Below are 21,530 nucleotides of genomic sequence, written 5' to 3'. Positions count from 1 at the left end.
CAAGCAATTACTACAAATAGCTATAGAAAGAATCTGCTTTTTAGGGACATAGAAAGTCCACTTACCTAGTATCTAGGTTTTCTATCTCTAATTTCTTGAAGGAAATCTTTATAATGCTCATAACGATAAGCTGGGATTTCATTGTTTTCGACCGCTTCTTTCACTGCGCATTTAGGTTCTGAAAGATGGAGGCAGCCTCTAAATTTACAGTTTTCGCTCACTTTTTCTATTTCAGGAAAACAATAATTTAGGTCTTCTGCTTCGATATCAAGAAATTCAAGTGAGCTAAAGCCTGGTGTATCTGCGACAAGTCCATCTCCTATGGAGATAAGCTCTACATGTCTCGTTGTATGCTTACCTCTTCCTAAACTGGAAGAGATTTCATTTGTCTTTAAGTCTAAATCTGGTCTAATTACATTTAATAAGGAAGACTTTCCTACACCTGATTGTCCAGCAAACACAGAAATTTTATCCTTTAAATAGGGTAATAACTGTGCTATCCCTGCTTCGGTTTCAGAAGAGGTTAAAATGACAGGGTATCCAACAGCTTCGTATTGTGCTGCAAACTCCTTCATTTTTGCAACTTCATCGCTGCTTGCCAAATCCATTTTCGTAACACAGATTAGCGGATCAATTCTGTTGTATTCGATTAATACAAGAAAACGATCTAATAATGCTGTGCTAAACTCAGGCTCTACGCTAGAGAATACAAGAATTGCCTGATCTACATTAGCGATTGGCGGTCTTACTAGTTCATTTTTCCTATCTTTTACTTCTAATATATAACCATCTGTTTCGTTCTCCGCTTGAAAGACTACTTCGTCCCCCACTAAAGGGGTTACCTTATTTTTGCGAAAAACTCCTCTTCCTCGGCATTGTATTAATTGACCCTCGCTTAATACATAATAAAATCCACTTAATGCTTTAATGATTTTGCCTTTAGGCATACATATAACGCTCCTTACTACTTTTAGCCTCTTTAAATAATTCTAGAGTGTTTCTAAAAAGAAGCATTCCCTTATCTTTGCAATTCAAACCAAAAGCTACTCATCCATTAATCAGGGTAGGGAACTTCTTCATCAAGGATAACAACACTATCAATTTGCACACGATAGTACCCTTTTTGCCCTTCTGGAATTTGAAGATAGATTGTCTTTTTCGTATTTTCGGTAATCGTAAACGTCTCAGCAGGTTCTGTCATACTATTATTAAAGTCACCTATATAAATTCTTACTGTTTGTTCAACTGGCTTTCCATCAGGAGTCATTTCAGTTGGTTCATAAGGGATTGAAATTTCCTTCATTACTTCTTTCGGCTGTACTTCTTTCTTTCCTTTAGACAAGACAACGGTGATTTCTGCCCCTTTTTTCAAGTTCGTTCTAGCCTCTGGTGATTGTGAAATGACCAATCCTTTTTCTACTGAATCACTATATTCTTCTGTAAATGTTACCTTTAATTCAACATCGTCAACGTAATCATTTACTTCTTTTTTCGTATAATCCGTTAAATCTTTAATGCTAATTAGCTCTGCACCTTTACTGATAGTAAACTCGATAGATGTTTCCCCTGGAACGACTTCCTCGTTTGGTGCAATACTTTGGGCTAAGATTGTTCCTGGTGGTTCATTCTCATCAAATTCTTCCACGCTGTCGACATCTTTAAACCCATCTAATAGTTTAACAACATCCTCATAATTTCTACCGACATAATCACTTAAGACCACTGTCTCTTTTCCTAAGCTTTCGTAAACGGTAATTTCTGTCCCTTCTCTTCGGGAGCTACCGGCACTCGGACTTGTTTTAATGACATGTCCTTTTTCAATGTCCTCACTATTTAAGGTGATGGTGTCAGACACAACAAACCCTTTTTGTTCGAGTTCTGTCTTCGCTTCATCCACTTCTAGACCAGTGACATCGGGTACTGCAATATCTTCTGGTTCAAGCAAGTCTGGTAAGACAAATATTACTAATCCCATTAGTAATATTAATACAATAAACGTTGAAACAATAATTGCAGCTATTTTCTTGCCCTTTTTCTTTTCTTTTTTCTTGCTTTTTTTCCCTTTCTTTTCTGGCTTTTTCGGCTTTTGCTCTACTTGCTGCTTCCCAGGTTCTTCTTTTTCATTTTTATGAACAATCGTTTCATCGAAATTTTTATACAAACCATCATTGGTGATGACAGGTATTGCTTTTGTTGCTTCATCATCAATTGGAATCGCAAACTTAGGTTCATCCATTCTTTCCATATCAAGGGCAGTGCGCAAATCCTCAGACATTTCTTCCATGCTATTATATCGATAAAAAGGATCCTTCGCGGTAGCTTTCAGAACGATATTTTCAACGCTTTGTGGAATTCCTTCATTCCATCTTCTAACACTAGGTGTTTCGGACTGCAAATGCTTTAAAGCAATCGAAACAGCGGATTCTCCCGAAAAAGGAAGTCTCCCTGTTAATAATTCGAACATCACAATCCCAAGCGAATAAATATCGGACTTTTTGTTCGCCATCCCACCACGGGCTTGCTCAGGAGATAAATAATGAACCGAACCTAGCACAGAATTTGTTTGGGTAATACTTGTTGCACTCAATGCCATGGCAATTCCGAAATCCGTTACTTTTACCTTTCCATCTTTATCTATTAAAATATTATGGGGTTTTATATCCCGGTGAATAATATGATTTTGATGGGCATGTGCGATTGCTGATGTGATTTGTTGCATAATTGCGATAACTGTCTCGACAGAAAGCGGTGAATTTTTATGTATATATTGTTTTAATGTATCGCCTTCCACATACTCCATTACAATATAATAGATATCTCCTTCTTCCCCAACATCATAAATACTGACGATATTCGGATGGGCTAAGCTTGTTGCTGATTGTGCTTCGCGATGAAATCGTTTAATAAATTCTTCATCATTGACATAATCGAGCCTGAGCATTTTGACAGCTACATCCCGATCAAGAATCATATCATGCGCAAGATAGACGTTTGCCATTCCACCTCCGCCAATCATATCTAATACCTTATATCGACCACTTATTCTTTTCCCAATCATCATTGCACGTCACCTGCTTGATGACCATCCTCATGTTCTAATATAACGACTGTAATATTATCTTCGCCGCCATTTATATTAGCTGTTTCAATTAAGATAGAAGCTTTTTCTTCAAGCGTATTCTCTTTTTCAAGCACTTCTTTCATTTGTTGATCTGCTACTTTGTTTGATAATCCATCGGAACAAATGAAAATGATGTCCCCCTCTTCAAACATAATCGTCATCACATCAATATCTAACTGAGCATCTGTTCCAAGTGCTCGTAAAACGACATTTTTTCGCGGATGATGTTCTGCATCCTCTTTCGAAATTTGCCCCATACGAACTAATTCATTTACTAAGGAATGATCTTCTGTAATTTGTTTAAAGCCATCTTCATTATAAAGATAGCATCTGCTGTCCCCCACATGTGCAATCGTAGAAAAATTCTCTGTACTGATTACCCCAATAATGGTTGTTCCCATGCCTTCACATTCTGAATGGGTCGAAGCATAGTCAAAAACGTATTGATTGACCTTTAAAATATTTAATTTCAACCAATTTTCTGCTTCATCTGCAGTTTTTATCTCCTCTACCATTGTCCAAAGTTCTGTCAGTTTTTCAACAGTGAGTGAGCTTGCAACATCACCTGCACGGTGTCCGCCCATGCCATCTGCTACGATGGCAAGGCGTTGACCGCTTTTATTTCTAATAATTGCTCCACTATCCTCATTATGTTGTCTAACTTTCCCCTTATCAGTCATAAAAATGTGACTCAAAGGTGATCACCTCGTCTCTTCTTTTCTCTCCTTGGCACGAAGCTGTCCACATGCAGCATCGATATCTGAACCTTGCTCACGACGGATTGTCACATTTACTCCATGATTCTTTAACGTTTTTTCAAATAAAAAGATTTGGTCTTTCGGTGTTCTTACATAATCTCTTTCTGGTACATAGTTTACAGGAATTAAGTTGACATGGCACTTTATTCCTTTTACAAGCTCAGCTAGCTCTTCTGCATGCTCCACTTGATCATTTACATTCCCAAACAAGCCATACTCAAAGCTTACACGTCTTCCTGTTTTATCTACATAATAACGAATTGCTTCAATTAAATCAGGTAATTTATAAGCTCTGTTGATCGGCATTAGTCTGCTTCTTAGCTCTGTATTAGGAGCATGAAGGGAAACAGCAAAGTTAATTTGCATATTTTGGTCTGCAAATTCGTAAATTTTCGGGATAATCCCACTAGTTGAAACAGTAATATGTCTTGCACCAATATTCAATGCTTGTTCATGATTAATAATTTTTAGGAAACTTAACATACTAGTAAAGTTATCAAATGGTTCCCCAATCCCCATAATAACAACAGAACTTACACGTTCGCCTAATTCATCTAATGCCTGTTGTACTTTTACGACTTGAGCAACGATTTCTCCTGCTTCTAAATTTCTTTTTAATCCACCTAAAGTAGATGCACAGAATGTACACCCAATTCTACAGCCTACTTGTGTCGTTACACATACAGAATTGCCATAATCATGGCGCATTAAAACTGTTTCAATCGAATACCCATCATGTAATTCAAATAAAAATTTAATCGTTCCATCATTAGATGTTTGCTGAATAAGCGTGTTTAATGTTGTAATCGTAAAATTTTCTTGCAGCATTAAACGTAAATTTTTCGATAAGTTAGTCATATCCTCAAAAGAGGTTACTCGTTGTTTATATAGCCATTCAAAAATTTGATCAGCCCGAAACGCTTTTTCATTATGTGCCGTTAGCCAATCCTTTAATGCTTGCAATTCCATTGAGTAAATCGAGGGAATTGCTGGTTCTGCCTTTTGTCTTCTTCTTGATGATGTTTTTACTTGTTCCATCATTGCACCTTCTTTCTTAATGCTGCAATATAAAAGCCATCGGAGCCGAAATATTGCGGTAAAATCTGTAATTCATTTCCATCTGTATATTTTTTTAGATCGGACGGTAATCGTTCTGCTAAAGTTAAATCTCTTTCAAACTGGGAATTTTCCGCCAAAAACTTTTCTACCACTTCTTCATTCTCTGCTTTATCAATCGTACATGTACTATATACTAATAATCCACCTTTTTTTAAGAGCGGAGAGATAGAAGCTAATAAGTCTAATTGAATTTTCTGTAGGCGATCAACGTCAGCCTCCGTTTTCGTATATTTCATATCCGGTTTTCTTCTCATTACTCCAAAACCTGAACATGGTGCATCGAGAAGAATTCGGTCAAAGCTTTCTTTCTCAAGGCTACTATCTAGCTTTCTTGAATCCATTGCCTTTGTTTCAATGGTTGGTAAATCTAAGCGATCTGCATTTTGCTTAATCAGCTTTACTTTATGCTCATGAAGATCTATGGAAAGTACTTTTCCTTCCTTATTCATCTTCTCAGCAATATGTGTCGATTTACCTCCTGGAGCAGCACAAGCATCCAATACGGAATACGGCTTGTCTACATCTAGAGCATAGGCAACGATCATCGAGCTTTCATCTTGAATCGTTAACATTCCTTTTTCAAAAGCAGATGAGTGGGCTACATTTCCTTTTAAAACCTTAATCCCTTCTGGAATTACTTCACTTGCTTCAACTTGGAATCCTTCTTCTGTTAAAAGGGTTAAGCATTCTTCGACAGAGATTTTTGTTGTATTTACCCTAGCTGTTTGCATTGGTGCTCTTAAATTAATTTCACACATTTTCTTCGCTTCTTCTATTCCAAGCTGCTCTACCCATCTTTTTACAAGCCAACGGGGATGACTTGTTTCAATAGCAAGTCGCTCTATTTCATCTTGAATCTCACTAAAAGCTGGCAATCCATGTCTAAGGATGTTTCGTAAAACAGCATTTACAAGGCCACTAATTCCTTTATGGCTCCTTTTTTTCGCAATTTCTACCGCTTCATTGATTGCAGCATGATCTGGAATACGATCCAAATATACCATTTGATACAGCGTCATCTGTAAAAGAATTTGCACCCAAGCTTCCATTTTCTTTCCTTTATTAATAAAAGGATGAAGATAAAATTCAAGCGTCATTTTTCGTTGAAGGGTTCCATATACAATTTCTGTTAGTAAACCAATATCCTTTAATGGAATCTCATTTTTTTTGATCGTTGTGTTTAATAATAGATTGCTGTACGCTTGATTTTTTTGAATACTCTCTAAAATATCCAACGCTGCTTCCCGAACATTTTTTCTAGTCTTCTTCATTTGTCACTCCTAACACTTCATTTACTTGCATCTTGCTGCCAGCGCCGCGTAAAAATTGACCAATGTCCATTTTCTTCTTCCCTGCTGGTTGCACTTCTGTTAATTGAATATAGGCGTCATTGCCCGTTGCTACAATTGGACCTTGATCCGTTATTTCTACAATTGTTCCAGGAGCCGCTTCTTGTCTTTTCGCTACCTTCTTGCTAGCCCATACTTTCATCACATTATCTTGATATAGGGTATAGGCTACTGGCCATGGGTTTAATCCACGAATTTTATTGAAAATTTCTTCTCCTGAAGCAGACCAATCGATTTTTTCATCTGAACGTTTCAAATTCGGTGCAAACGTTGCCTCCTCGTCCTTTTGAGGAATAGGAGTAATTTCTCCTGCTAACAGTTTAGGCAAAGTTTCAGCTAATAAATCACTTCCAACTCGACTTAATTTATCATGAAGCGTTCCTTGCGTATCTTCTTCAGCAATTTTCACTTCCGCAACCGAAATAATATCACCTGCATCTAATTTCTCTGCCATATACATAATCGTAATCCCTGTTTTCTCTTTACCTTGTAAGATACTATAATGAATTGGGGCTCCGCCTCTTAATTCAGGAAGTAAGGATGCATGTACATTTACACATCCAAATTTCGGTGCATCTAATAATTCCTTTGGTAAAATTTGTCCAAAAGCAGCTGTTACAATAATATCTGGGTTAAGAGAGATAATCGTTTTCAGCTCTTCTGATTGACGAATCTTTTCAGGTTGATAGACAGGAATATCATGCTTTAACGCTTCCACCTTAACTGGTGGGGGTGTAAGTACTTTTTTTCTGCCAACAGGACGATCAGGCTGTGTAACAACCGCAATTACATCATACTTTTCATCTATTAATCTTTGCAATACTGGAACAGAAAAGTTAGGTGTTCCCATAAATACTACTTTAGTCATTTGCTTCCACTCCTTCTAGCTCATCTTCCTCTAGATAGCGAATTACTTTTGAAGTAAATAATACTCCATCTAAGTGATCCATTTCATGCAAAATCGCTCGTGCTAAATATTCTTCTGCTTCTATTATATATTTTTTTCCTTTTCTATTTTGAGCTTCTACTTTAATAGAGAATGGTCGATCGACTTCTCCAAATAATCCAGGAAAGCTTAAACAGCCTTCTGGTCCGACTTGGGAGCCATTTACTTCTAATAATTTTGGGTTTATTAATTCCAGTGTACCCATTTCATCATCAATATCTACTACGGCAATGCGTTGTGATATCCCGATTTGCGGAGCAGCAAGACCGACACCATCAAATTCAATCATTGTATCATACATATCGTTTAATAGCTTTGCTAATTTTTTATCAAATACTGTAACTTCCGCGCATGGTGTTTCTAACACCGGATCTGGGAACATTACAATTTGTTTTACTGCCACATTATTTCCTCCAAACATTGAGCGCAATTTCAGTTTAAATAATTTTTAACCGAAGACTATTTTCAAATTTATTGTTCCTTTTATCTAAATAAAGTTCGTACAAACAGCCTATGCAAAAACTCATTCCTTTTTGTATTTTATCAAACCCTGCTACTAAATAGCTATGTATTCCTTTTGGAAATTAATAAGTTCCTTCCTATTATGGGCTAACAAAATAAAAACCCATGTCAGAAAAACTCAGGATAACTTTAACCATCCATCATTTTCGCTGTCATGAGCCTTGAACATTTTAACATATTACCATGCAAAAAGAAAGGAGCGGTTCCCCGCTACCTCCATTATAATTACTAGTAAAACATTTACCCCTTTATCGCCAATCTTTCTGGAAAAAACAGATTATTAAGCTCTTTAATTTTCGCTAAGTCGCATTTTGGAACGCGATTATATGTTAGAATACCGTTAATTTCTTGCTCGACATCTGTGAGTTGTGTATAGCAATAGCCCCATAGTCCTTTTGATTGGAAAATTGCTTCCATAATCTTACGGTATTCTGTTATATAATCTTCTGCGTTCTCTACGGAAGTGTAGCCCCAACCGCTTTGATCTCCTATTTTAAATGCGATGCCTCCGAATTCTGTTAACAGGATTGGTTCTCCTTGATGGGAGTGATTTTCTGCATACACTTCCCATTTACTATGAGCATAGGTAAGTAAATTTTCAACAGTTGAAATAGACTCTTTGAAATATTGATATTTTGCCCTTTCTTCTGCATTTCCATGGCCGTAATTATGAATCGCACAAATATCTGTAACGGTCGCTTCCCAGCCGTCATTGGAGATTACTAGTCGTGTGCCATCAATTGCATGGAGCATATGATACATCGTTGTTGAAAAGTGCTGCTGTGTTTTATCAAAATGAATATTTGGAATACCCCAGCTTTCATTTAGTGGAACCCATGTGATGATGGACGGATGGTTATAATCTCTTTCCACTATTTCCATCCATTCCTTCATTAATCTTGTAGCGGCTTCTTTTGTATAAACAGGTGCTGATGCACATTCTCCCCAAACTAGAAAACCTAATGTATCTGCATAATGCAAGAAGAGAGGGTCTTCCGTTTTTTGATGCTTCCTACATCCGTTAAACCCCATTTCTTTCGCGAGTTCTATATCTTTTTTATAATCTTCTGCTTTCGGTGCTGTTAAAAGTCCCTCTGGCCAATATCCTTGATCAAGCACAAGTTTCTGATAGTATGGTTTATTATTTAAATAGACCATGCCATTTTCCGTATGAACTTTTCGATAGCCGAAATAGGACTCCACTTTATCTAAAACTGTTCCACTTTCATCACAGAGCTCGATGGAAACATCAAATAAATTTGGATGCTCTGGTGACCAAGTGTAGCCACCATCATGGAAATTCGTACGGAAAATTTTATTTTGGATAATGTCTACTGCCCGTTTTTCAACAATATTGTTCATTTTAATTCGATCTTCTGCAATCAAAGTATTCTTAAACATCAATTTGTAGTTCACATAATAAGAAGCTTTTGAAATGTCTGTTACTTCATTTAAAGCCAAATCCATCCAAACGACTCCTATATCAAGATCAGATGTAAATCGAACTTTTTCAATATGTTGTTTATTGACTTGTTCCACCCAAACGGTTTGCCAAATTCCTGTAGAATTCGTATACCAGATCGCCCGCGGCTCCTCTTCCCAAAACTGTTTGCCCCGCGGGATTGTTTCATCCTTTAAAGGATCATAAACTTTCACCGTAATACTTTGTTTTTCTTCTGCTAAATAATTCGAAATATCAAATGAAAACGAAGTATGCCCGCCTTCATGGTCTCCCACGAATTGTCCGTTCACATAGACCTTACAATAGTAGTCTACCGCACCAAAATGCAAAATCGTTCTTTTATCAGAATTATTGGGAATAACTACAACTTTCTTATACCATACATATTCATGAATCGTTCTTTCCCCAATACCGCTTAGCTCAGATTGGAAAACAAACGGTACATGTATTTCTTTTTCAAGTGTTTCTTTATTAAAATACTGCTCTTTTTCTCCTATATTGTCATCATCAAACTGAAATTGCCATGTTCCATTTAAGTTAATCCACTCTTCTCGCACGAACTGAGGGCGCGGATATTCTTGTCTCGTCATCTTATACACTCCTATGGTTATAATCTGCGGGTATTTACTTGTCTTACTCTCTCAACGGAAACTTTTGGTTTTCTATCGATTGTAAGCAAGCCGTTTACTTCTTGTTGTACATCGGTTAGTTGTGTATAACAATATCCACATACATATTCTAAATCCTGTACTGCATAATGGATGTCTTCAAAACGTTTAAAAAACGCTTCTTCATCCTTTACTTGATTACCATATCCCCAGCCTTCCTCTGTTTGAAAAGCAATTCCACCAAATTCAGAAATAAGGATCGGTTGCCCTCTATACGGATAACCCTCTGCAAAAGCATAGAAACCTTTATTAAACTGGATGGAATTAGACATTAATTTTTCTTTATCTTCATATCTACTTGCAAGAACTGCCCCATACTCTTCATAGTCATGCAGTGTGATAATATCAGAAATAGTATGTTCCCAGCCGTCATTTGTGATAACAGGGCGATTGCTATCATATGCTTTTGTTAAATGATAGATGCTTTCCGTAAAAGCTTGTTGCTGCTTGTCATGATGGATATTCCCAATTCCCCATGATTCATTAAATGGTACCCATGTGATCACACTTGGATGGTTGTAATTTTGCTTCACAATTTCCAACCATTCATGGGTAAAATTACAAACTGCTTTGTCACTATATCCATACGTTGAACCAACTTCTAGCCAGACAAGGAGACCTTTTTTATCCGCTAAATATAAAAATCTGCTGTCCTCTACTTTTTGGTGCTTCCGGACTCCGTTATATCCCAATTCTAATACTTTATCTATATCTTCTTCTAACGCCGCAACACTTGGTGGCGTTAAATCCGATTCTTCCCAGTAGCCTTGGTCTAAAATTAAGCGTTGATATAGCTCTCTATTATTAAGAAGGATTCTATTTCCTTCAATAGATATCTTACGCATTCCAAAATAGGATTGCACTTCATCAAGTAATACATCTTGGTGGTACAATTTAAGAGTCAAATCATATAAATCGGGATTTTCTGGACTCCAAACCTTCATTGTCCATGGATCCAGTCTTGCTAATACACTTCCTTTAAGTGACGCCGTATTATCCACTACATTAGCAGTTAATTCATTGATCACTTTGCCATTAAATCGAATGGATGCCACTACTTTATATCCTTCTGCTATAAGCGGGATATCCTTTGTTTCTACTTCAATCGCGACTTCTTGCTCATCAAATAATGGCGTAATTTTCGCATGATTTAAGTGCAATTCATTTACGTATTCTAACCAAACTGATTTCCATATTCCCGTTGTTTGAACATACCAGCAACCAAAATTCTCATCATGCCAGCGTTGTTTTCCTCTCGGTTGGGCGCAATCCTTTGAATCTTTGACTTTAACAGTCAGTTTATTTTCTCCAGTTGTCACATAATCAGCTACATCTACGGAAAAACCATGATAACCTCCTTGATGGATTGTTACGAGATTACCATTTACATAGATAAACGCCTCATAATCTACTCCTTCAAAATGGACAATCGGATGCTTTTTTGTATCATCAATTGTAATCGTTCTTTCATACCAAACCGTTTCGTGATGTTCTTGTTGATTAACGCCACTTGCTTTCGTTTCGTAAGTGAACGGTACATTTATCGTTGTACTCTCTGGAAAAGATGCATACCATCTCTCCTTCTCCCCTACTTTTTTATCATCAAAAGTAAATTTCCATTTTCCATCTAGAGAAACCCATTCCACTCTTTGGAATTGAGGATTTGGATGCAATTCATTCATTAATTTATACCTCCAACTTGTTCATTTCTTGTCATATTAATTTTTCGAATAGATTTATTTTTTGCTAAAACTAGGATACCTGCTGACATACATAAAACTAAGCTAATAATATCCATGATGATATAGGATAGCGCCCCACATACGAACAGCCAAACTGCAACTTTCATATGAACTTGGTCATCTATCATATATTTCTTTGCACAAACTAAATTAATTAATCCGAGGCCGATTAACAAGGCGCCAAACATACCTATAAATATATAGATACTTCCAACATACGATTCCATTGCTTTCATATAAGCGAAAGCAGAGTCCTCTACAAGCTTCGCACCTTCTACCTTTTTTAATGTCCCATATAGCAAGATCGTAAAGAGACCATCAACAATTTGCCAAACACCTACAATTCTCACTAAATTTCTTTCTAGCTTTCTATTCATTATCCTTTCACCCCAGCAGATAACGACATAGATTCCAAGAAATACTTTTGTGCGAATAGATATAAAATAAAGGTTGGAATAATCGCAAACAATGCACCTGCCATTAATAAGGTTGGTTGTGCTTGATACATTCCTTGCAATAACTGTAGACCTGGTGTAATTGGCATCTTTTCTATATCATTAAATACAATGGAGGGCCATAAGAAGTCGTTCCATGATCCCGTAAAGGAGAATAAGGCAACAACCAAAAGTACCGGTTTTACCAATGGCAAAATTACTTTTCCTAAAATTTGAAAATCATTTGCACCATCCATACGGGCTGCTTCATCAAATTCGAGAGGAATATTATTCATAAACTGTCTAACGAGAAAGATATTAAAGACACCAGCTGCTCCAGGAACAATCATCGCAATCGGTGAGTTTACCCAGCCAAGAATATCAATGATTTTATAAAGAGGAATAAGATTTACTACTCCTGGAAACATCATCGTTGCCATTAAAAAGGCAAACAAACCATTTTTTCCTCTAAAATTTAATCTACTAAAAGCAAATGCAGATAATGTAACAACAATTAAAACTAATGTTGTGTGTGATACAGAAATAACAACGGAATTTGTAAACCAACGAACCAATGGTGTACTTGTATTATCAACTAATAATGTTGTGTAATTTGTAAGCACCCATTCAATCGGAAGAAATTTAAAGCCCACTGTTTGTAGTTCTATTTCTGATTTAAAGGAGGTTACAACTCCCCATAATAAAGGAATAATCCAAATCACAGCCATAATAAGCAAAAAGGCGAACGCGATTATTTTAGGTATTGGATTGGTTCTTTTACTGCTCATACTCTTCCTCCTCTATTTAATTCTTTCTCTCTCTTAAGAAAAAGAATTGTAATGATGCAACAACCATTATGCAAAGTCCAAGAATAACAGCCATTGCAGACGAGATCCCAGCAATTGATTGACCTGAACCAAAGGCATTTTGCTGAATATCCATTAATAACACTCTCGTTGAGTCTGTTGGGCCACCACCCGTTAACATTAATGGCTGACCATAAACATTAAATTGGGCAATTGTTGTGATAACAACCGTATAAAGAATTTGCCCTTTCATACTTGGAAGGGTAATCTTAATAAATTTCTGAAAAGAAGAAGCGCCATCAATATCTGCTGCTTCATAATAATCTTTCGGAATTCCATTCAATGCCGCTTGGTAAATGATCATATTTCCTCCAATCGTCCACCAAACTGTTACAGCTACTAGCGCAATCCATGCATAAGGCTGTGTACCAGTCCAAACTGTTTCAAGATTGAAAATATTATTAATTGGACCATACGTCACATTAAACATAAGTCCCCAGATAATGATGACTGCAGAAATCGCGAATAACGATGGAAAATAGAATAAAGACTGAAATACTTTCCATAGAGTTGGTTTTGTATTCAATGCCGCTGCAAGAAGCAGTGGTACAAGAATACAAAACGGGACGGTAAATAGAACAAATAAAAAGGTGTTTTTTAACCCATTATGAAGTTGTTCATAAAAGACGGAATCAGATTGCAGTAATAATTCTTTATAATTATCCAATCCAACAAAGGTCGGGGAACTAATCAAATCCCATTCTGTAAAAGAAATATAGATTCCAAAAAAGATCGGAATCAGAAAAAACACTCCAAAAATGATCAAATGAGGTGCTAAAAATAGCCATGGTGCAAAGGATGTATTCCTAGACTTTTTTATTTTCATTTGTTTCACATGATTCGTAGCGGGAACAGTTTCCATACGCCCTACTTCCTTTCCTCTTCCTTCTATTAGAATAAGATTCGTAGATCTTATACATTTAAAGCTTACAGTCTAAATGCACTTATTTTCTTACTAGCAACTTTATTTCTGTATGTAGGCTGTTTACTATTCTAGATAGATTAGGCCGTTTTGTTGAAGCTTGTTGATATTAGCTGCAGCTGAATACACTTCGCTTTTTGCGGGCAAGGTTTTAGTCACCGCGAGCATAACTAGAAATGTTTCCACCTGTCTCACTCGTTTAACCCGGTTGCGTCTTTTGTGTATTCAGTCTGCTTAGGACTTGCTATTCTTCCTTTTCCTACCTGTTTTCAACTTTCTAACAATCCCTAAAATCCCAACTCAAAAAAGTAAACACTTTCATTTTTATTCAAAAATCAATTATTCGAATTATCTTTTTCTACCTTTGCAGATATTTCTTTTTCCATATCCTCTAACGCTTTGTCCGTTTCTGTTTTGGAGAATACAACATCGCCCGCTTTCGAATCAAGCAATTCAGAAACATAACCATTGTATTTGTAGTCAAATATTTTTAATGTTGCTTGTTGTTCTGGTGTTGCTAAGAAGAATGATTGTGGCATTGCTTTATATTCTTCATTTTCTAAAAGAGAAAGTGTTGCTGGATTTTGTCCGGATTTTGCCCATTCCATTGAGTTATCACGAACCCAGTCTAAAAACTCAACAACACCTTTTTCTTTTTCATCGCTTCGAGAATCATCTTTCAACATGACAAATTGGTGAGAAGAAGACCAGTTCACTGCTTTAGATAAGTCATCTGATAATTGAGGAGCATTTGTTAATCCCCAATTTACCTTTGACTCTTTAATTTGGTTTTGCATCCAAATTCCTTCAGGAAGAAAAACAACTTTTCCAGTTAAGAACATTTGTGTTGGATCTTCTCCATCCTTTGTTGTATAACCAGCCTTCACATAATCTCTCCACAGATTAAATGTATCTTTCGCTGCTTGGTTAACTAAAGTTGGTTGAATGCCATCTTCTGTTAACTCCCCACCATTTTGTGCATATAGTGACAAGAAATTAGGCTTCAGCCATGTTACCCCTAGTGCTCTGATTTTATCGTTTTGCGCTTTCTCTCCAACTTGTTTAATCTCATCAAATGTTACAATATTATCATCCAATGCTGTTGGTAAATACTTATCCACTAAATCTTTGTTGTAGTAAAGCCCGAATGTATGAATATCTAACGGAATACTATAACGCTCTGAATCTAGTTCTCCAATCTTCCAAGCCTCCGCAACATAATTGTCTGCCTTAATTTCTGGAAAATCGGCGAGCAAATCATTATAAGAAGTTAACATATCATTATCTTTAAACTGTTTAATTCGTTCTGCATGGACGATTGTTAAATCTGGAATATTCTTTTTGGAGTTTACAATCGTCGGAATCTTTGTATACATATCCGTTTCTTTTAATGAAACGTTTTTGATTTTGTATTCAGGATTCGTCTTATTATATTCATTTACCATTGCCTGCATGTTTTTCCCGTCTGGCCCTGTGAATGGATTCCAAAACGTAATTTCATTTTTGGAACTGCTACTAGCTTCCGAATCTCCACAGCCTGCTAAAATACCAATTGAAAGCCCAATTACCCCAATATACTTCCAAAGCTTACTCTTTGCCCCCACAATAATTCCTCCTTTTTATTTAACTCATTACTCAACTAAATTGTTTAACTAAAAAGTTAAAGTTGATCATTTAAACCTTTTTACATTACTAATTTAACAACATAAGAAAGCGTTGTCAATGCTAATTTATCAATATTAAATTTGTTTTCTATTGCGGTTAAACACTATGAATGATACAATAAACAGACAAGCAATTATTTAACCATATAGTTAAAGGAGGTTCCTATGCAAATTCAAATTTCAAAGGATTATTTTCATATTTATCAAGCACTTGCTAGCGAAACAAGAATTGAGATTATTGAAATCCTTGCTAAAAACAATATGAATATATCTGATTTAGCAAAACAATTAGGCATAAGTGCCGCTATCGTTACCCGTCATATTCAAAAGCTAGAAGAAGCCGGCATCGTTAAATCGGAAAGAACCCCGGGAAAATCAGGACTGCAGAAAATAGTCTATTTAGCGATAGACAATATTGAAATTCATTTTCCAAGAAAAATATTTAAAGAATATCAACTCCACCAGACAGATTTAAAAATTGGTCATTATACTGATTTTTCCGCTAAGCCTACTTGCGGAATTGCGACAGAAAAAGAAATCATCGGGAAAGCGGATGATCCTAAATTTTTTATGGATAGCCAAAGAGTAGATGCACAGCTATTATGGTTATCTAAAGGATTTGTAGAGTACAAAATTCCTAATCTTCTAGGACCTAATGAAATTCCAGAAATGGTAGAAATCAGTCTAGAGCTTGCTTCTGAATTTCCTCTTTCCAATAATGTATGGCCGAGCGACATAACGTTTTATTTAAATAATGTAAAGCTCGGCACATACACAGTTCCCGGTAATTTTTCTGATGTAAGAGGGCGCTATACACCAAAATGGTGGAATGATAAATTTAGTCAATACGGTTTGTTAAAAACAATTAGGGTCAATAAAATCGATACCGGAATTGATGGCGAACCTTTTTCAAGTGTAACGATTAATGAGTTGCAACTTGAAAACTCCCCTTTTCTCACTTTGAAAATTGCGGTTGAAGAGGAATCGGAAAGAGTTGGTGGGTTGACTTTATTTGGGGAACATTTTGGAAACCATAAGCAAAATATACAGATTGGGATTTATTATTTGGAGAAGGAAAATTAATTAGTGCAAAATAAAAAGAAATGACAGTTTCTAATTTGTCATTTCTTTTTATTTTTTTGTTGAGCTCATCAAGTTATAGTAAAAGTAAGTCCGTTTCATAACAAGACACCTACATCAAAATATACGGATTAACATCAATCGAGATTTGCAGGCCGTTTGTGCTTATTTCTGTTTGGTAATGATCTAAAATTGATTTTAAAACCTCTTCCAAGTTTGGTTCTTGTTTATACTTTATTAGGCATTGATAGCGATATTTATTTTTTATTCTAGCGATTGGTGAAGCGACTGGTCCTAAAATAACCGTTTGCGGTGATAATCTATTTCTGACGATCTGCGTGATTTTCTCCGAGACACCGACTACTTTCATCAGCTCTTCATGACTAATCGTAATCATCGTAAGAAAATAGTATGGCGGATAGGCATGCTGTCTGCGAATCATCATCTCCGTTTCATAAAAACGGTCATAATCCTGTTCACTCGCAAGCTCAATACTATAATGCTCTGGTGTATAGGTTTGAAAAATAACTTCCCCTTGTAACTCATGTCTGCCTGCTCTTCCGCTTACTTGTGTCAGTAACTGAAAGGTCTTCTCCGATGAGCGGAAATCTGGCAGATGAAGCATTGTATCAGCTGATAATACGCCAACTAGCGTAATTCTTGGGAAATCTAGTCCTTTGGCAATCATTTGGGTGCCTAATAGAATATCTGCTTCTCCATCTTGGAATTTTTGTAGCAGCTTTTCATGGGCTCCCTTTCGACTAGTTGTGTCCACATCCATCCGAATAACTCTTGCTTCAGGCAAAATTTTCGCCAGCTCTTCCTCTACCTTTTGTGTTCCTGTTCCAAAATACCGAATATGCTCACTGCTACATTCTGGACAAGTGGTAGGCGTATATGTTTCATACCCACAATAATGACACTTCATCTGATTTTGAAAACGGTGGTAGGTTAAGCTAATATCACAATTCGGACATTTAACAACATACCCACAATCACGGCACATGACAAAGGACGAATGCCCTCGCTTATTTAAAAATAAGACTGTTTGCTCTTTCTTTTCAAGGCGATCCTTCAGCTTATCTAGCAATACTTCGGAAAACATGGAGCGATTGCCGTTTCGAAGTTCTTCCCGCATATCAATAATTTCCACATTAGGAAGGGATTGGTTATTCATTCGATTAGGAAGGGCTAGTAAAGTATATACGCCTTTTTGGGCTCGTGCAAAGCTTTCTAAAGAAGGAGTTGCACTACCTAAAATAATCGAACAACCATGCTTTTTCCCTCTTTCGATGGCAACATCCTTTGCATGGTAACGTGGATTCTCCTCTTGCTTATAGGTCATTTCATGCTCTTCATCAATAATGATAATGCCAAGATTCGTAAATGGAGCAAAGATGGCGGACCTAGCTCCTACGACAACTTTCACTTCGTTTCTTTGAATTTTTCGCCACTCATCATACTTTTCTCCCACTGACAATCCACTATGCAAAACCGCAACAAGTTCACCAAATCGCCCTTTAAAACGGTTAACCATTTGGGGAGTTAGGGCGATTTCAGGGACAAGCACAATCGCTTCCTCTCCCTTTGCCAATACTTTTTCAATGGATTGCAAATAAACTTCTGTTTTCCCGCTACCAGTTACACCATATAAGAGAAACACTTCATGGCGCTCCTCTTTGACCGCCTGATGGATCGGTGCAACAACTTTCGCCTGGTCATCTGTTAAAGGCAAGGCATATGTTCTTTCAAACTCACGCTCTTGATAAGGATCTCGATATACTTCTTTATCCATTTCACCGAGAAGACCTTTTTCGACTAGCCCTTTTATAGCAGCTGTAGAAATCTTTAATTTCGTTAAGAGCTGTTTTTGTTCAATTGGTTCTGGATGCTCACTAAAAAACGCAAGTAATTCTTTTTGTTTTTTTGCGTTTTTATTCAGTGATTCTTCGTAATGGGTTAAATCTTCTCTCTTTACCAAAGGATAAATATGCTTTACCTTTTTCTTTTGACCTCTTGATTGAACCTCGTAGGAAACTTCTATTGTTCCTTTTTTCACTTCCTTTTGCAGAGCAGAAAGAGATACATTCTTTAGAGCTTCCTCCCACACTACTTCTTCCATATTGCAAAAAAGAGCAGCTACCCCTTCTGCCATGTCTTGTTCTTTTCCCATTACCCTTTTTACCTTGCGCTCATATTTAGCCTTTAATGCCGGCGGTAGCATCGCTTGAAAAGCAGAAATTTTATAGCAAAGGGTAGAGTGAGACAACCAATCAGCAAGAGATAAAAGCTCTTTATTTAAAACAGGTACTAAGTCCATCGGCTCGATTATCTTTTTAAGTGATTTAAAACTAGACGTTTTCTCCAAGCTTTCCACAAATCCTTGAACCTTTCTCGGACCGAATGGAACAATAACACGCATGCCTGGTTGAATAACGTCTTCCAGTTCTTCTGGAATGAGATAATCAAAGGGTCTGTCCGTTTGTTTTGCCGGAACATCGACAATTACTTTCGCTACAGTCATTTCTGAACAGCTTCCTTCATCAAGACCGCTTGTTCCAAGATTTTTTCCGCTACTTCATCTTTAGAAAGAAGGGGAAGTTCGATGGAAGTCCCATCTTTCTTATACATTGTTACTAAATTTGTATCTGTTCCAAAGCCAGAATCCTGTCTATTTACATTATTAGCAACAATCATATCCGCATTTTTCCGCTTTAATTTATCCATTGCATACGCAGCCATATTTTGTGTTTCTGCTGCAAAGCCAATCAGAATTTGTTGATTTTTTCGCGACCCAAGTTCTGACAAAATATCCTTCGTCCGTGTAAATTCGATTGTTTCTGGACCGCTTTGCTTTTTCACTTTATGATCATATACTACCGTTGGCTTATAATCACTAACTGCAGCAGTTTTAATGATAATGTCAGATTTCTCGCTATAGCTTATCACCGCATTATACATCTCTTCAGCACTTTCCACAGAAATTACCTGTGCACCCTTTGGTGGGGCAAGATTAGTTGGTCCGGATACTAAAATAACATTTGCCCCATAAGCGAGTGCCTTTTTTGCAATACTATATCCCATTTTTCCAGATGAATGATTGGAAATAAAACGAACAGGATCAATTTTTTCTCGCGTCGGTCCAGCAGTTACGAGAACGGTTGTACCACTAAGGATGTTTTTCTTCTCAGAGAAATAATCCTCCATATGCTGAACAATCATTTCTGGTTCTTCCAATCTTCCCTTCCCAACATACCCGCATGCTAAATAACCTTCACCCGGGTTAATAAATCGATACCCATAGTCATGAAGCGTATTAATGTTTTTAATAACTGCGGGGTGATCATACATATGAACATTCATCGCTGGAGCAATCCAAACATCACTTGTCGCTGCAAGCAAGGTGGTTGTAATCATATTATCAGCAATGCCGTTTGCTATTTTTCCTATCACATTCGCTGTTGCCGGTGCGACTAAAATCAAATCAGCCCAATCTGCCAAATCAATGTGGGCAATCACTTTCGGATCTTTTTCATCAAATGTGTCCGTATATACTTCGTTTTTAGAAAGTGCTTTAAAGGTTAAAGGATTCACAAATTCCATTGCTGCTTCCGACATGATAACCTTCACATCCGCGCCCTTTTGCGTTAATTTACTTGTTAAAGCACATGCCTTATAAACCGCAATTCCTCCCGTAACACAAAGAAGAATCTTCTTTCCATTCAACATTATGCGCTTCCTTCCTTTCTTTCTGTTCTAGAGTTTATGATAAATAATATTGTTTTATTTGTTTTCCGTGGGGACAGCACGATTCACTGGGACGAGCGCCGAGCCAAATCTTAAATCGGAAACCAACCTGCTTAGTTAGAATTTAAATATTTACGGTAACACCATTATGTAGTCATTCATTGCTTCTATTATTGTTAAGCATATAATTAAATAACCATTATGTCCATGAAAAAAGACTTAGTAAATGGAATTGCTCCTTTTACCTAAGCCTTTTAGTTTGTACTATATTTTTCAAAAAAATTTAATTATTCCTCGCTTGAACCACTTGGAGTATTTACCCGGTAAGTTAGCTGATCTTTATTAATCTCTTCTAATGCTTTTCCTACATTTTTATGAGAAACATATTTTGCTAATTGTGGTCTCGCATTTGTTTGCAGCTTTCTTGCTCTCTTTGCAGCAACAGATACTAATGAATATTTAGAATCGATTTTTGTCATTAATTTATCAATGGATGGATATAACATAAATTATTTAGCCTCCAGCATTTTCTTGTATTTTGGTTCTACTCTTTCTCTGCGACAATGTTCAGCAACGATGATTGCTTTAATTTTTTCACATGCATTCTCTACTGTATCATTTTCTACGACATAATCATATAAGTGCATCATTTCAATTTCTTCTCTTGCCACATTCATACGGTTGTTAATAATCTCTTCTGACTCTGTCCCTCTTGTCACAATGCGATTTTTCAACTCTGATAAGCTTGGTGGACTTAAAAAGATAAATAAGCCATCAGGAAACTTCTCGCGAACCTGCTTTGCACCTTCTACCTCAATTTCTAAAAAGACGTCTTTCCCTTTTAACGTTGTTTCTCGTACGTAATCAACTGGTGTACCATAGTAGTTTCCTACAAACTCTGCATACTCAAGTAATTTCCCTTGTTCGATTAAGCCCTCAAATTCTTCTCTCGATTTAAAGAAATAATCTACTCCATCAACTTCACCAGTGCGTGGAGCTCTAGTTGTCATGGAAATAGAATATTCAAAGGATGTATTTTGTTGTGAGAATATTTCCTTTCTCACTGTTCCTTTCCCTACACCAGAAGGTCCAGACAAAACGATTAAAAGTCCCTTTTCTACCAAATTTTT

Annotated in this window: 18 protein-coding genes; 1 reads left to right on the top strand and 17 read right to left on the bottom strand. The window is 36.7% G+C overall.

Annotated elements, in window-relative coordinates:
• Window positions 1-65: 65 nt before the first annotated feature.
• From rsgA to AB3U99_RS09565, 13 genes are all read right to left on the bottom strand, one after another.
• Window positions 66-947, bottom strand: a complete 882-nt coding sequence (gene rsgA, locus AB3U99_RS09625) for a ribosome small subunit-dependent GTPase A (RefSeq protein WP_400247147.1) — start codon at window positions 945-947, stop codon at window positions 66-68.
• A gap of 107 nt (window positions 948-1,054) precedes the next feature.
• Window positions 1,055-3,061: a Stk1 family PASTA domain-containing Ser/Thr kinase gene (gene pknB / locus AB3U99_RS09620; protein WP_400247145.1), complete on the bottom strand. Its 2,007-nt coding sequence runs from the start codon at window positions 3,059-3,061 to the stop codon at window positions 1,055-1,057.
• Window positions 3,058-3,816, bottom strand: coding sequence for a Stp1/IreP family PP2C-type Ser/Thr phosphatase (locus AB3U99_RS09615; protein ID WP_400247143.1), 759 nt, complete (start codon window positions 3,814-3,816; stop codon window positions 3,058-3,060). The genes pknB and AB3U99_RS09615 overlap by 4 nt, the downstream gene beginning before the upstream one ends.
• Window positions 3,817-3,822: 6 nt before the next feature.
• Window positions 3,823-4,920, bottom strand: coding sequence for a 23S rRNA (adenine(2503)-C(2))-methyltransferase RlmN (gene rlmN, locus AB3U99_RS09610; RefSeq protein ID WP_400247141.1), 1,098 nt, complete (start codon window positions 4,918-4,920; stop codon window positions 3,823-3,825).
• Window positions 4,917-6,269, bottom strand: a complete 1,353-nt coding sequence (gene rsmB / locus AB3U99_RS09605; RefSeq protein WP_400247139.1) for a 16S rRNA (cytosine(967)-C(5))-methyltransferase RsmB — start codon at window positions 6,267-6,269, stop codon at window positions 4,917-4,919. The genes rlmN and rsmB overlap by 4 nt, the downstream gene beginning before the upstream one ends.
• On the bottom strand, window positions 6,256-7,215 hold the full coding sequence (gene fmt, locus AB3U99_RS09600) for a methionyl-tRNA formyltransferase (protein WP_400247138.1): 960 nt from the start codon (window positions 7,213-7,215) through the stop codon (window positions 6,256-6,258). The genes rsmB and fmt overlap by 14 nt, the downstream gene beginning before the upstream one ends.
• Window positions 7,208-7,696, bottom strand: a complete 489-nt coding sequence (gene def / locus AB3U99_RS09595) for a peptide deformylase (RefSeq protein ID WP_400247137.1) — start codon at window positions 7,694-7,696, stop codon at window positions 7,208-7,210. Before def ends, fmt begins: the two co-directional genes overlap by 8 nt.
• A 359-nt stretch (window positions 7,697-8,055) precedes the next feature.
• Window positions 8,056-9,867, bottom strand: a complete 1,812-nt coding sequence (locus tag AB3U99_RS09590; RefSeq protein WP_400247135.1) for a glycoside hydrolase family 2 protein — start codon at window positions 9,865-9,867, stop codon at window positions 8,056-8,058.
• Window positions 9,868-9,884: 17 nt separating this feature from the next.
• Entirely contained in the window at window positions 9,885-11,627 is a 1,743-nt protein-coding gene (locus tag AB3U99_RS09585) for a glycoside hydrolase family 2 protein (protein WP_400247134.1), read from the bottom strand.
• A complete protein-coding gene (locus AB3U99_RS09580) occupies window positions 11,627-12,064 on the bottom strand; it encodes a hypothetical protein (RefSeq protein WP_400247132.1) in 438 nt (145 codons plus the stop codon). The genes AB3U99_RS09585 and AB3U99_RS09580 overlap by 1 nt, the downstream gene beginning before the upstream one ends.
• Window positions 12,064-12,909 carry a carbohydrate ABC transporter permease gene (locus AB3U99_RS09575; protein WP_400247130.1) on the bottom strand — a complete coding sequence of 282 codons (846 nt, stop codon included), beginning with the start codon at window positions 12,907-12,909 and terminating at the stop codon, window positions 12,064-12,066. Before AB3U99_RS09575 ends, AB3U99_RS09580 begins: the two co-directional genes overlap by 1 nt.
• Before the next feature lie 16 nt (window positions 12,910-12,925).
• Entirely contained in the window at window positions 12,926-13,849 is a 924-nt protein-coding gene (locus AB3U99_RS09570; protein WP_400247128.1) for a carbohydrate ABC transporter permease, read from the bottom strand.
• Between the two features lie 395 nt (window positions 13,850-14,244).
• Window positions 14,245-15,513 carry an extracellular solute-binding protein gene (locus AB3U99_RS09565; RefSeq protein ID WP_400247126.1) on the bottom strand — a complete coding sequence of 423 codons (1,269 nt, stop codon included), beginning with the start codon at window positions 15,511-15,513 and terminating at the stop codon, window positions 14,245-14,247.
• A 225-nt stretch (window positions 15,514-15,738) separates the two neighbouring features.
• Here AB3U99_RS09565 and AB3U99_RS09560 point away from each other — a divergent pair, with 225 nt between their 5' ends.
• Window positions 15,739-16,656, top strand: coding sequence for an ArsR/SmtB family transcription factor (locus AB3U99_RS09560; protein ID WP_400247124.1), 918 nt, complete (start codon window positions 15,739-15,741; stop codon window positions 16,654-16,656).
• Window positions 16,657-16,765: 109 nt separating this feature from the next.
• Here the strand turns inward: AB3U99_RS09560 and priA are convergent, their stop codons facing one another.
• The 4 genes from priA to gmk all read right to left on the bottom strand — a co-directional run bounded on the left by priA (window position 16,766) and on the right by gmk (window position 21,524).
• Complete coding sequence (gene priA, locus AB3U99_RS09555; protein ID WP_400247122.1) at window positions 16,766-19,177, bottom strand: primosomal protein N'; 2,412 nt, start codon at window positions 19,175-19,177, stop codon at window positions 16,766-16,768.
• Window positions 19,174-20,382, bottom strand: a complete 1,209-nt coding sequence (coaBC, locus tag AB3U99_RS09550; protein WP_400247120.1) for a bifunctional phosphopantothenoylcysteine decarboxylase/phosphopantothenate--cysteine ligase CoaBC — start codon at window positions 20,380-20,382, stop codon at window positions 19,174-19,176. Before coaBC ends, priA begins: the two co-directional genes overlap by 4 nt.
• A gap of 305 nt (window positions 20,383-20,687) precedes the next feature.
• Window positions 20,688-20,906: a DNA-directed RNA polymerase subunit omega gene (gene rpoZ, locus AB3U99_RS09545; protein ID WP_031534362.1), complete on the bottom strand. Its 219-nt coding sequence runs from the start codon at window positions 20,904-20,906 to the stop codon at window positions 20,688-20,690.
• Window positions 20,907-20,909: 3 nt separating this feature from the next.
• Window positions 20,910-21,524, bottom strand: a complete 615-nt coding sequence (gene gmk / locus AB3U99_RS09540) for a guanylate kinase (RefSeq protein ID WP_400247117.1) — start codon at window positions 21,522-21,524, stop codon at window positions 20,910-20,912.
• Window positions 21,525-21,530 lie beyond the last annotated feature (6 nt).

The organism is Niallia tiangongensis (genome assembly GCF_044704065.1).
Taxonomy (GTDB): domain Bacteria; phylum Bacillota; class Bacilli; order Bacillales; family Cytobacillaceae; genus Niallia; species Niallia tiangongensis.
Note: the sequence above shows the minus strand (reverse complement) of the source record. Positions and strands in the feature narration are given on the sequence as shown.

Coding starts and splice junctions, on each gene's coding strand:
- priA (WP_400247122.1), bottom strand. CDS start 19,177: ATGACTGTAGCGAAAGTAATTGTCGATGTTCCGGCAAAACAAACGGAC.
- rsgA (WP_400247147.1), bottom strand. CDS start 947: ATGCCTAAAGGCAAAATCATTAAAGCATTAAGTGGATTTTATTATGTA.
- rsmB (WP_400247139.1), bottom strand. CDS start 6,269: ATGAAGAAGACTAGAAAAAATGTTCGGGAAGCAGCGTTGGATATTTTA.
- AB3U99_RS09570 (WP_400247128.1), bottom strand. CDS start 13,849: ATGGAAACTGTTCCCGCTACGAATCATGTGAAACAAATGAAAATAAAA.
- AB3U99_RS09575 (WP_400247130.1), bottom strand. CDS start 12,909: ATGAGCAGTAAAAGAACCAATCCAATACCTAAAATAATCGCGTTCGCC.
- AB3U99_RS09590 (WP_400247135.1), bottom strand. CDS start 9,867: ATGACGAGACAAGAATATCCGCGCCCTCAGTTCGTGCGAGAAGAGTGG.
- rlmN (WP_400247141.1), bottom strand. CDS start 4,920: ATGATGGAACAAGTAAAAACATCATCAAGAAGAAGACAAAAGGCAGAA.
- AB3U99_RS09585 (WP_400247134.1), bottom strand. CDS start 11,627: ATGAATGAATTGCATCCAAATCCTCAATTCCAAAGAGTGGAATGGGTT.
- AB3U99_RS09560 (WP_400247124.1), top strand. CDS start 15,739: ATGCAAATTCAAATTTCAAAGGATTATTTTCATATTTATCAAGCACTT.
- coaBC (WP_400247120.1), bottom strand. CDS start 20,382: ATGTTGAATGGAAAGAAGATTCTTCTTTGTGTTACGGGAGGAATTGCG.
- pknB (WP_400247145.1), bottom strand. CDS start 3,061: ATGATGATTGGGAAAAGAATAAGTGGTCGATATAAGGTATTAGATATG.
- AB3U99_RS09580 (WP_400247132.1), bottom strand. CDS start 12,064: ATGAATAGAAAGCTAGAAAGAAATTTAGTGAGAATTGTAGGTGTTTGG.
- fmt (WP_400247138.1), bottom strand. CDS start 7,215: ATGACTAAAGTAGTATTTATGGGAACACCTAACTTTTCTGTTCCAGTA.
- rpoZ (WP_031534362.1), bottom strand. CDS start 20,906: ATGTTATATCCATCCATTGATAAATTAATGACAAAAATCGATTCTAAA.